This window comes from Rossellomorea sp. GCM10028870, from assembly GCF_042666755.1.
Lineage (GTDB): Bacteria > Bacillota > Bacilli > Bacillales > Bacillaceae_B > Rossellomorea.
Map to the genome: position 1 here is coordinate 227,530 of NZ_JBHTGN010000003.1, position 13,267 is coordinate 240,796.

At 38.9% G+C, this 13,267-nt stretch carries 6 protein-coding genes; 3 read left to right on the forward strand and 3 right to left on the reverse strand.

The window, feature by feature from the left end; genetic code table 11:
• The first annotated feature begins 223 nt into the window (after positions 1–223).
• Both ACFQWC_RS15040 and ACFQWC_RS15045 read left to right on the forward strand, forming a co-directional pair.
• Positions 224–844, forward strand: a complete 621-nt coding sequence (locus ACFQWC_RS15040; RefSeq protein WP_377108519.1) for a YdeI/OmpD-associated family protein — start codon at positions 224–226, stop codon at positions 842–844.
• Positions 845–1,135: 291 nt separating this feature from the next.
• Positions 1,136–1,852, forward strand: a complete 717-nt coding sequence (locus ACFQWC_RS15045) for a YwaF family protein (RefSeq protein ID WP_377108257.1) — start codon at positions 1,136–1,138, stop codon at positions 1,850–1,852.
• 151 nt (positions 1,853–2,003) lie between these two features.
• On the opposite strand, the gene ACFQWC_RS15050 is transcribed toward ACFQWC_RS15045, so the two are convergent.
• Both ACFQWC_RS15050 and ACFQWC_RS15055 read right to left on the reverse strand, forming a co-directional pair.
• Positions 2,004–6,095 (reverse strand): S8 family serine peptidase, encoded by a 4,092-nt coding sequence (locus ACFQWC_RS15050; RefSeq protein WP_377108259.1) that lies wholly within the window; start codon positions 6,093–6,095, stop codon positions 2,004–2,006.
• Between the two features lie 132 nt (positions 6,096–6,227).
• On the reverse strand, positions 6,228–7,484 hold the full coding sequence (locus tag ACFQWC_RS15055) for a helix-turn-helix domain-containing protein (RefSeq protein ID WP_377108261.1): 1,257 nt from the start codon (positions 7,482–7,484) through the stop codon (positions 6,228–6,230).
• 233 nt (positions 7,485–7,717) lie between these two features.
• Here ACFQWC_RS15055 and ACFQWC_RS15060 point away from each other — a divergent pair, with 233 nt between their 5' ends.
• A complete protein-coding gene (locus ACFQWC_RS15060; protein ID WP_377108263.1) occupies positions 7,718–8,944 on the forward strand; it encodes a helix-turn-helix domain-containing protein in 1,227 nt (408 codons plus the stop codon).
• Positions 8,945–8,999: 55 nt separating this feature from the next.
• Here the strand turns inward: ACFQWC_RS15060 and ACFQWC_RS15065 are convergent, their stop codons facing one another.
• Positions 9,000–13,160 carry a S8 family serine peptidase gene (locus ACFQWC_RS15065; protein WP_377108266.1) on the reverse strand — a complete coding sequence of 1,387 codons (4,161 nt, stop codon included), beginning with the start codon at positions 13,158–13,160 and terminating at the stop codon, positions 9,000–9,002.
• Positions 13,161–13,267: the final 107 nt, after the last annotated feature.

The window sequence follows — 13,267 nt, forward strand, 5'->3', positions numbered from 1 at the left end:
GTATCTGCCTGTTTTCGTAAACATTGTTGCTTTTCAGCCAAGAGAGCAGTGGTTGATTCCCGCTTCAATCAACTATGACTGTCCCTACTCGTAAATCTTTAACTGGATCCACAAAATTAGAATTCCATTCGTTCATTAAAGCTGATTCACTCTACTCTAATTCTTGGAGGGGTTACATTTGACCACTATTATTGACAAATTAAAATTAACCAAATATAAGAATATGGCTGTCCTTCATCAGCCTGATGATTACACGGTCTTTACAGGCATGCCGGCGACTCTTTCTGAGAATCATGATGCTATCTTTATTTTTGTTAGAACACTGGAGGAAATGACTGAAAATATAAACAAAGTCCTTCAGAACGAAAAAGTCCTGCTTCCAAAAGGGTATCTGTTTTTTGCCTATCCGAAAAAAGGGAATACTCGATTTGATACTTATATTCACCGTGATGAAATGTTTCCTGCATTAAATGTTGGAAAAGATGGTTATATCGGGGACAGCGATATCAAGTTTTCACGTATGGTGAGTATGGACGATGTCTTTACGGTTGTCGGTATGAAACGCGAAAAGAAAAAAGTAGCGAATACACCTGCTTCCAGTCAATGTGTCGCAGATTATGAGGAAAATATAAAGGATGTTGAAGCATTGCTAAAAGACCATCCGACAGAGTTAAAATTCTATCAAAACCTGACTCCTGGTTATCAAAAAGACTGGGCGAGGCAAATCTTTTCAGCTAAACTGCAATCCACACGTGACAAAAGAACCCATCAGATGATTGAAATCTTGTCTGAAGGATATAAGACGCTGGATTTATATCGTAGAAAAAAGAATCAGGAAAAATGAATCGAGTGAGTGATTTTGTCATTCACTCGATTTTTCTAACCTCTTTACTACATCAGTTCTAAATATAAAGTGCCGATCACTAGAATAGACACAATGAATCATTCTATTATTTAATGGAAACTGAATTTGCATCAGAAATGATGACGGGATAATCCCTTTCCACTTTTTTAATTTGCTTTTACCTTGATCTCAACTTCAATGTTTTAGTTTAAAAAGCATAATAGCCGTATAAAAACCTTCCAAATATCACACCATATGTTTGCTCTATATTTAAACTAGGGGTGGGAAATCATGGATTGGTTTGACCACAGTCATCACTCTCTCCATTTTAGCTTGTTTTCTGTAAGTCACGTTGTTACATTAGCCATCTTTATTTTTGTTGCAGTCATCATTTTTCTATATCGAAAAAAATTGAATGATAGCAAATGGAAAATCCCGGAAAAAGGTACAGCATATTCCTTGATATTAATGGAGATCATGAATCATGTATGGATGTATGTACATGGAGTATGGAAAATCGGCCGTTCCATGCCTTTGGAATTGTGTAATATCGCTGTCATTTTATGTATCTGTTTACTATTGACCAGAAAAAAAATATTCTTTGAATTGTTATTTTTTATTGCTGTTTTAGGCGCAACACAAGCAATCATTACCCCCGCATTGACATATGATTTTCCCCACTTTCGATTTATTCACTTTTTCTATTCGCATTTGTTCGCCGTATGGGTGACGTTGTATTTTACGTTGGTAAAAGGGTATCACCCGACATTCCGGTCGTTTACAAAACTTATTGTCTTTATTAACCTCCTAATGCCGATCATCTTAATCGTGAATAAGCAGGCAGACGGAAATTATTGGTTTTTACGCCACAAACCAAAAAGCCCCAGTCTATTTGATGTACTGGGACCGTATCCGTGGTATATCTTAACCCTTGAAAGTGTTTTAATTGTAATTAGCGTGATTACATGGCTCATATTACGAAAAATGCGAAGAACGTTCTCAGCCTGAAACAAGATTTGACACAGTGCAAAAAAAGAGATTCTTTGTTACTTAGATGAACGTCAGAGGAAGGGGCCATTCATTAAAAATAGAGTGTTTAAGGAATTAATCCCTAAACACTCTAACAGATTTGTATAATATTGCTCAATTTTTTGTTATTTTATTGGACACCAAGCTCCTCCAGAATCCTCTCCAATGATTTGCCTTTGTAGTTCTGTTTCGCTTTCGGAGCATTCTCTGCTGATGGATTTTGCAGGAGGTAATTCTTCTCCACATATTCAATGTCTGCAGCATCGACATTGCCGTCGAAGTTAATATCTGCATTACGATCGGATGTCCCCCACTTCTCTTGAATGTAAACAGCATCCATCACATCAATAACATCGTCTTTGTTTACATCACCAGCTTCAAGTGTTGTGAACAAGATATCTTTATATCCATAAGAACCCATTTTAAAAGTTTTATGGAATGTGAAATGACCTGGTACATTCAATTCCATATTGAGTTGTTTATCAATTACTGTTAAAGGTAAATTGAAGTCAAACCCTGGTCCATTCTCTATAGTTCCTTCATAAACTGTTCCATCCACACCAGTCATTTTTGCTTCTGCACTGAGTGTTGAATAGTCAATATTCGTCGCAGGATCACCATTATATGGGTTCATGAATGCCTCCGTTTTAATGGTACCTTCGACCCTTGCTTCGGGTTTCATACGAAAATGAGGTGCTGCATTAAACAACATGTCTTGAGTGTTTCCTTCAGCATCGGTAATGGAAGTCCTCAGACTACTTGGTGAAAGTGTTCCCCCATACCACTCATCTTTTACCTTATACGTCACGTTGACTAAAGGCAGATCTCCAGACAAAGGCTGCTGTCCTTCCTTCAAGGTTGCGGTAACCTCTAACTGTGAAGAATAAGGGGAAGAATTATCATTTTCAACCTTCACCGAAATTTTATCACTCATGCCTGATGCTGGTTTAACCTCTGCAATATCAACATAATAATTATTATAATTGAATGTGTAAACTGCTTCTTTTACATTCTCCACATTATTTAAAGACAGAGCGACATCCAAAGTTTCACCCATAACTGCTGCCCGTCTGTCTGGCTGCACGAGTGCATAAGGCTCACCTTCTCTGATGAAGTAAATGTCACTGCTTTCTACATTTGTTCTGTTAGTGGCAGGATCGATCCCGGTAAAATCAAGATGCATTGGTCTTGTTTCGTCCATTGGAATGTCAACGGAAAACGTTCCATCTTCATTTACCGGCAGTTCTCCTCTATTTCGGAAATTAAGATAATCGCGATAGACAACCTTATTATCTCCTTGAGTAACATCAACCCCTGCTTCTTTCATTTGCCCAATTTCTTTATCGAAGATTGAACCTGTAATCTTGACTGTTGTTTCTTCTGGCTTATATTCATATACACCCGACTCAGGTTTTAGAGAAAGCTTTGGTGCATTATAATCAATGGATAGTGTATCCGTTTCCGAGAAAGTCTTTCCTTCATCGTTTGTGGCAACGACCTTTACTTTATAAAAACCAGGCTCAGCACGTTCCGGATGATGAGCAAGTGGTTTGTCTGGACTTCCTGTCAGTGGGTAGTAGATCCCATCAAAGGCATTTTTTAAAGTCAAATCACCATTAGTTAAGCTCGAAGCAAATCCATCAACTGATCCAATAAACCCGATTTCCTTGTTTGTTTTTCCATCTATTAGGAATAGGTCGAGTGTTTTCATATGTGATTTTAAATTGAATGTTGCGTCAATAAATCGAGTCATACTTACATCAAAATAATTGTAAGGAAAGGTCATTGCTTCATGGCTAAGGTTGTAATAATTGATTCCTTCTTCCACCGTTTGAATGGCAAAAGGAACCTGGTAGGATTCATCCGGATTGTTTCTATTGGTATACACGATATATCCTTCATATGTGCCCAGCTCTGCTGTTTTTGGAATCGTCATGAATACATTCGTTTTCTTCTTGGCATTTCCGTTAACTTTTATTGTTGAATTGGTTGTAAGGTTCACTCCGTTTTCCGAAGCATCCTTTGAGCTTCTGCGATCCTTTTGGAACTGTACCGTTACATCAAATGTTTTGGATTCTTTACTGTTGTTGTATAGGACAAGGGAACGATCCTCTGTTAGATGTTTGCCATTTGGGGCAAATGTACCGAAGCTGATAGCTCCCGTGTTATTGTCTATGCTTTTTTCTTTTCCATCAACTGGATGCAACGTTTTGCCCTGCACTTCAATTCTTGTGTTTGAATGGACAGCTTCATATGGATCAACAACACCGGAACCTACTTCGTACACACTGTAATCTCCATTTAACGGATCTGCCGTATTCATTAAAATTTGCTTAACTTCCGATGGTGATAATTCTGGATTTGATTGTATTAATAACGCTGCCACACCCGCGGCATTTGGACTTGCCATTGATGTTCCGGATAATCGGTCGTAGGCGTATTCATACTTCCCTATTTGATCTTCTCCATGCATATAGGATGGGATTGTTGAGAATACAGAGACACCAGGAGCTGTTACTTCCGGTTTAATGTCATATGTTGTACGTGCGGGACCACGGGAGCTGAAGTCTGCCAATTTGTTTCCTTCCGTCGTTTCTTGTCCCATTTCATCAAAAGAGAATGTTGCTTCTCCGGCAGAGACTTTCTTTTTCAGCTCATTTCCTTGTTCGTAAGATAGATTGAATGTCGGGATAAATTGATAGCCTTCCCCTAAATAGGTAGGGATGAAGCCTTCTTCCGGAATATTATTATAGAGCAAAACAGCTTTTGCACCTTTTTTATAAGCTATTGTAATTTTATCAACGAAACTTGTAATGCCACGTTGAATTAAAACGATTTTCCCTTCCACATTTTTATTATTATAATGGGATTCATATCCGAGGGAAACATCGATAACTGGAATACTTTGTCCCCTTAGCTCCTCCAAGTTATCTTCATACCCTTTTCCAAGTAATTTCAAATCTGCAGGAAGCGTGGTGTCTGCATGCAGTGTTCCTTTCGCCGTAACAACATTTTCGGATGTGTCACTGGCACCAACCGTTATAGCTAATGGGGCAGTTCCCGGAGAACCAAGTGTATACAAGCCACTGCCGCTGTTTCCGGCTGATACGACAGCTGTCACGCCGGCAAGTACGGCATTATTTACTGCAATACTTGTTGCATACATTGGGTTGTTGTAACTTGTTCCAAGTGAAAGATTGATGACATCCAGATCATCCGCTACAGCTTGATCAATCCCTGCCAATACATCTTCTGTATATCCGGAACCATAGGGGCCCAAGACACGATAGACATATAAATCTGCATCTGGCGCTACCCCCGTAACTGCATGATCGACACTGTTGTCCCCTGTACCGGCAATGATCCCCGAAACGTGTGACCCATGATGAGTATAATAGTATGCACCTGTGAGGGGATTCCTTTCTCCGTATCCTGAGTTCTTCCAGTCTTCATACGTCGTTTCCATCGGATCATTGTCATTGTCCACAAAGTCATAGCCGCCCTTATAGGCATCCTTTAAATCAGGATGGTTATAATCGACGCCTGTATCCAGCACCCCTACCTTTATCCCTTCGCCGGTTAGTCCTTCAGCATGTAATTTATCCACTCCTGGAAATGTACGCATTCCTGTTTCATTATTTTCGTTAGAGGATTCACCTTGTTGTACAGGAGGCTCCACATGTACCTCATCATTTGACCATACCGCTTTTACTTGGTTGGATTCCAATAAAGCCTTTACTTTGTTGGCAGGCAGTTCAATCGCAACACCATTAAAGGCATTTTTATACGACCTTTTTACTTTATAAACTTCTTTTTTCTTTTTTGTTTCATTTTTATAAATCTTTTGCAGATCTGATTTGAATGTTTTATGTGCTGCTTCAGCTTTTTGTTTAGCCTCGTCAAGTGACAGCTTCTTACCATTAGCAGCAGCCTCTACCACCGCTGTCTCAGCGGGCTTGTCCTTAAATTCTACAATGACAGATATTTCTTCTTTACTTTCGAGATTCGTTTCTGGGGATAGTTGCAGTCCGTCTAAATTGTTCACTTTTAATTGATTTAATGCTTGCCGCTGCTCGGGAGTCAATTTTGCCAGTACCTGGTCAATGGGTGATGCTGTTGATGCGGCGGCGACCTGATCAAGAGGAGTCTGTGCAACAGGATTAAGCAATAACCCCGTGCCTAACGTTAAAGTTGTTAAACTTTTTGTCAATTTGATCTTCATTCATCTCTTCCCTTCTTCTTTTACTAAAGCTCATTTCGATTATATTTGGACTTGACGGGATATCATTTTTTGAAAATTCAATCAAATCAAAAAAAGAAAAAGAGCATTTTGCAGCTCTTTTCCTCAAATTAATTATTCCATTTTTCCTGTTTGTAACAGATTAGTATATTTTTTATCATGTTGGGATGTCGCATAAACCCTGTATTTCCAAAAAGCTAACAAACATCTTTTGAATCTTTCTAAATTCCCTATCTTATTTGATAAAACCGCTACTTCCACTAGTTCATCCAAACCTTTTTCAAATTGACTCCTTTTACATAAAAACAAGGCGTGAGCATAGCGAAAGTCTAAATTCATTTTTTCTTTCAGCCATGGTTCCTTGCTTTCGGCCATATCGTCGATTACATGTTTGAACCTTTCAATAAGTGTCTTGGCATCATTTAGACGATCTAATCGAACGTATGTCTCAAATATCCTAGGCAGTCCCACATATATATCTTCCCTGTTTTCCAGCCAGGTGAGATACTCATCTACATATTCCAACTTACCAAAATCCAACAGGGCAGCATAGCGATTGCCTGCTGCAATTCCCGCATAATACTCACTTATTTTTGAATATTCATCTATTATATTCAATACTTCCTCAAGGGAGTTCCCTACTCTTGAAAGAGCTAGTCCCTTATACATTAGGGCCCGTCCATAATAGTCGCCTACGGGTGCCAATTTCTTTAACTTTTCTGCATAATTCAGCACCTGCCACCATTCCTCGCGCCGATAGTAATCTGCCATGATCCACATGTAGGCTTCCAACATTATCTCATTAGGCATGTATGCTAATTGATCCAATACAAAAGACAGGGCATGCTGTCCTTTTTCTGTCCCTCTTACAATATAGAATCTCCTGAAATAACTTACTGCAACTTTTTCTGAAAAGCGATCCGACTCACTTTCAATAATCACCTCATAGAGCGGGAGTGCCTTCTCGCCTATTCCTCCTTGAAAAAGCTCTTCAGCAACAGTAAATATATATAATAAATTTTTCTTTCTGATCGTTTTTGACTGTTCCTCCAGCATTAAATTTATTAAGTCCCTGTAAAGGTTGACATATCCTTCCGCTGCACACTTATACAAGAACTGTATACTTCTGCGTTTGTCCGCATGCTTTCCTTTATTGAAGCATTCCTCTAAATAGTACTGATAGAGAGTACCTTCAGATAAGCCGAGTGCGTTTGTTATCGCATCCAGATTTTGCAAAGAAAGTGGCTGCCTGTGATTAAAGAGGCGGCTAATCTCACTTATATGAATACCGGATTCCTTGGAAAGTTCTGTTTTATTCCAATTTTTCATTTCCATATACTTCTGAATTTCTTGATAGAGAGCAGCATTCATTTGATTCACCTGTTCCTTTTCATAAAACGAATTGAGCTGTTGCCATGTACAAACTCCCTTGATTGATGTTTATTTGATAGAATTTTTCAAAAACATTATCCCATCAAATTCAAATATAATCAAAGGAAAATGATAGATAAGTAACAATAGAGAGGACTAAACAGGCTTTGTTGATACCTTAAATGGAAGGTATTTATTCATTACTATTCTTTCAATTATGGAGTGGATGTGGCATGGATAAAGGAAAAATCATAAAATTTTATCGTCAGAAAGCCAAACTAACACAAGAACAGCTTGGATATGGGATTTGTTCAAATACGCATGTTAGTAAAATCGAACAGGGGAAAACGGATTATTCTTCAGAGATCACCTCTTTGTTTTCTAAACGGCTCGGAATTGATATTGAAGAGGAGTTAATGCGGTACAAAAATATCAAGAGGCTCCTTCATTGCTGGCATGATGCGATGATCAGGCAACGCGATGAAGAAATCGAAACGATAAAAAACGAACTGGAGAAAGAACCATTAATAACGATCAGTGACTATCAAGTTCTTTATGAACTTCTGAACGCAAGATACCATCTACTACATTCTGAATTAAGACAGGCCGATAAAATCATAAAAGCTATAAAAAAGAAACATAAACATTTGCCACCCTACGAAAGAAACTTACTCAAGCATTTATCAGGCATGTATTACTTATCCAAAAAGGATGTATTAAAAGCGTTCTCTACCTTAGGAACAATTAACGTTGATGATTACAATAATGAAGAGTACTATTTAACGTTAGCGAGCTCCTACCTTGCCACAGGTTCAAAGGTAATGGCTTATTACTATGCAGAAAAGTCGTTGCGATATTTTATCAATAGTAATAATTTGCTTAAAATGATCGACGCAGAAATGATTATGTTGATGACGCGCGAAAGTGACGGATGCAGTGATTTTCAACAGAAAGTCGAACAATACGATGCTTTAATTCAAACTTGCGATATATGTCATGCTTTTGACAAGAAGGCACGGGTGCTTCATAACTTAGCTTATGAATACTATAATAGAAATGAATATGAATGTGCAAAACGACTGTACGAACAATCCATGTCCCTAAAAGAAAAAAAATCAACTTGTTATTTAATCTCTCTGGAAGGATTCATCCGGAGCAGCCATAAAGGTAATTTATTGGCGAATACCGAAATAGAAAACCTTGTCTTTGAAGGGATTTCCATTGCAAGGGAGCTCAATGAATATTTATATACAATCAGCTTTAAACTTCTTCACCTTCTCCTAAACAATCAACATACTGAATATTATAACTACCTAATCACTAACGCTCTACCATACTTTAAGAAGCGTGGTTATGTATCGTTGGTCCAACAATACGAAAAGGAACTTTTTCATTATTACATGAAAACAGACGAAACCAATAAGGCTCTTGAGCTGGCAACAAAAGTATTTTCGGATTAATTTAATAATGGAAAATAAATGCCAGGAATTTACCCCTGGCATTTATTTGTGTTCACTAATTTAGTGTTTCAAGACCAATTGAACGGAATAATTTTTCCAACGTCACCTTGCCAAGTTTTTCTTTTGGCTTTTTATTACCTTTGGCATCAGGCCCTTTTTCAAGGAAGTTTTTTTCTATAAATCGAAGATCTGATTCATCTACTTTTCCGTCTTGGTTTATGTCTCCCTTGTTAACCCCTACATTTTCTTTTCCATATGAGAAAACCGAGACGATCGCATCTTGTATATCAACCACCTTATCCCCATTCACATCGCCAGCCAGAGCTTTGCCCGTATCTACTAAGATCCGTACCCCGGCGAGATCTCCATCGACGTTTTTCACTAATTTCGCCGAGGCTTTGGTCGTGAGGTGACCTGGTACCTTTACATAGATTTCATACTCTTCTTCTGATAATGGAAGATTATCGATTGTAAAGTAACCATTATCGAAAATCTCAGACGCTTCATATGTTTTCCCATCTGCTGCTTTTGCATATACTTTTGCACCAAGTTTAGAGTAGTCGATCGAAGCAGCCAATTGTCCATTTTCCTTATAGAAAGCTTCAGGATTAATAGTTCCATTCACAACAGAGTGACCGGCTAGAATTGTAAATGACTTGTCTTTAATTACACGAATCATTGTAGGACTGGAATCTGATGTTTTCTTATACTTAAAGGAACTCGTTTCAAATGTTATTTCATCTGGAGCATAGTATTCATCATTAATGACTTTAAATGTGACATCTAAGAATGGCAGATCTTTATCAATGAGGAAGCCCTTTTGGTCGATCGAAGCCCCTACTTTAACGTTCCCAGTAGTTAATGTTGGCTCATCCAGATTTACTTTAACGCCTTTTTCATCGGCATATTGTTTAAATGTATCATTGACTTTGACATTTTGAAATTCAAGTAATTTATTATAAAAAGGTACGTTGTATTCCCCGGAGGCGAATTGCTTAATATTGTTTAAATTCAATGTCATTGTAATTTCGTCACCCATAAGAAGCTTTTCTTTGTCATAAGTAGGAACGGCATATTCAGCTCCTTCTTTTATGAACTTGTAATTTTTAATACCTTGTGGATACGCTTCGGATGCTGTAGCATTATTGAAGGCAAACAGGTTGGTATCTAAATAGGTCATACTGTCAATTCTTTCCTTCATAGCAGGGAATCTAAAGTTTCCTTCACTATCCAGGTTAAGAAATAAATGATTATAGAAGCTGTATTCCCACCAAAGTACACCATGGATTGATTGATCAATATTGATACCTTTCTCTTTGAGCTTGTCGACGGCATCATCGTATACATTGCCATGTAGCCATATTGCTTGGCCATCATACCCATCTTCTGTCGTATACATTGAATCATTCACTTCGTAAAGGCCAGGTTCCATGGATAATTCTACTTTTGGAGGCGTATTGTCAATCATAACAATGTCGTCCTTACTATATGCTTTACCCTGCTCATCATACCCAATCATTTCAAACGTATAAATACCTTCCGGCAATTTCACCTTTTTATCAGAAATCGGCTGCGAAGGATCATTGGTGAATGGGTATACCAGTCCAGTAAAAATTTTATCTCCCCAATAATCAATACCTGTCATTAAATGGCTTGCATCAATGGTTCCCATAAATCCAATTGCTTCTCCTGATCCATCTCTCACCAACATATCAATCGTCTTTAATTGGCTTGATAAATTGATGATTGCATTGGTATATGGCGTCGTATACGGATGAATATTAATGGGATCATTCGTAATCATCGGTCTTGTCAATTCCATCTTCTCAAATCCCTTATCTGTCACACGGATGGCAAAAGGGATTTGGTAGTTCTCTCCTTCATTTTTCGAATTGACAAGGTGAATGTATCCTTCATAACGTCCGATTTCCGCAACTTCTGAAACACGAATAGTCGGCTCAATTTCTTCAGATTTTCCTTTTTCTACAGAAATCGTATCGGGCATCGTTACTTCTACCCCATTCTTGCCGGCATCTTGAATCTGTCCCTTAGCCGGTAAAAATTCAACATTTGTGATAAATTCCTTCGTATCTTTTTCATTTAGATTTTGAATTACGACTTTTCTGCTGTCTTCAATATGTCCTTCTTCCTCTTTAAAGTGAGTGCCAAAAGCAATGGAACCCGTTTCTTCATCAATTTCGACAAGGCTGCCATCTTGTTCATGCATCGTTTTGTCCAGAACCTTCACCAATGTATCCGCATGGACTGCCTCATGGACATCAATCCGGCCTGCGCCAACTTCATTAACGGAATAGTCACCATTCATTTCATCGGCAGTATTCATCAAAGCTTCCTTCACTTCAAAAGGTGTGTATTCGGGATGAGCTTGCATGATGAGTGCTGCAGCACCTGCTACGTGAGGAGAGGCCATTGATGTTCCACTTAGACGGCCATATGCAGCATCATAACTTTCTCCCTCTTCAGGATGATTGATAAACTCAGGAAAAGTTGAGGATATCGCCACACCTGGTCCTACGACATCTGGTTTAATGTCATCATTCCCGTGAGCTGGCCCTCTCGAACTGAACTCCGCTAAGTGATCTCCCCCTGTCTTGACGCTTCCTAACGACTCAAAGGTAATTTCTGATTGTGATTTCAGTTGTTCCCCTTCAGCCTTTGATATGCGGAAAGCAGGTATATAATTAGTCCCTTCGCCTATATAAGCTTCTATTTCACCATCCACATTGTTATAAATAATCGCGGCTTTAGCACCTGCATCTTTTGCATTTTGAACTTTTTCATCGAAAGTAATGAGGCCGCGCTCAATGAACGCTACCTTACCAACTACATCTTTATTAGTAAAATCGCTTTTTGCACCGATTCCCACTTCAATAATTGGAAGGGTCATATTCTGGAGGTCTTCCAAGTTATCTGTGAAATTTTGTGCTAATAACTTCATATCCTTAATTTCTTGACCTCCCGAATTGGCAGTAATGGTCGGGATCGTTACTGACACATCGCTGGCACCAACTGTTATTCCTAATGCAGCCGATCCTGGAGATCCCAGTGTTTTTTCATTAGGGCCTGTGTTACCTGCCGAAACTACCGTAACAACGCCAGAGAGCATTGCATTGTTAACCGCTATAGACGACGGATTAAGAGGGTCATTGATATTCGACCCTAGAGACAGGTTGATAACATCCATACCATCTGTTACCGACTTATCAATACCTGCCATTACAGCAGCGGTTGATCCACTCCCATATGGACCTAATACTCGGTATGCATAAAGATCGACATCAGGGGCTACCCCCTTTACGGCTGCTGGAGAGCTGTTTTCCTTGGATGCTGCGATGGACCCTGATACGTGTGTTCCATGGTATGTATAATAACTGGAACCATTGAATTCAGGTCTCCCGGAATCCTTCCACTCCTGATAAGTCGCCTCCATGGGATCTGAATCATTATCGACAAAATCGTATCCGCCTTTATAAGAGACTTTTAAATCCGGATGGTTATAGTCAATACCTGTATCAATAACCCCAACTTTAATCCCCTCACCTGTAATATTCTCTTGGTGAAGCTTGTCCGCACCAATTTGCGAAAGACTGTCATCGACATTGGATGGAGTCCCTGAATTCATTTCTTTTGCCTCTTGTGGGAGATCAAGCTTAACTTCATTATCCTTCCACACTCGCTTCACGACTCCTGTACTGAGAAGCTCTTGAACTGCCCTGGCCGGCAACGTCATCGCTACCCCATTGAAAGCTGCATGGAATTCTTTCGTTATCTTGGCCTCCTCCATTTTTTCATCATCTGGTCTATTTAATTTTTTGACCTTTTTCCACTCTTTTTTGAACGTATCGTGCTCGCTTTCAGCTTTTTCTTTTGCAGAAGATAGAGACACTCTTTTCCCTTTGACAGCTTGCTTTGCGACCTCTACTTTTGCAGGAGCCTGATTAAATTCGACGATTACGTCTACCATTTCAGAGCTGTTTTGGTTTATCTCCGGCGATATGGTGAATCCAGGCGATATCTCCAGCTCTTTCAATGCCTTCCTTTGCTGATCCGTTAAGTTCATCAACATCTGTTCTACGTTTTTCTGTTTATTCTGAAAATTCTCTTCAGCAATAGCTCCTGATGGAATACCTGCGGAAACTAACAAACTGGCAATTAAGGTGCCCTTAAAAATAGGTTTAAGCTTTCCTGTATTCATAACGTTCCCCCTGATTGTTTTTAATGGTTAAACACTACTAATACAACTGTTTACGGATGAATGAAGAGTCAGACCACCAACTAATAAATAGATCTATTTAAAACAAA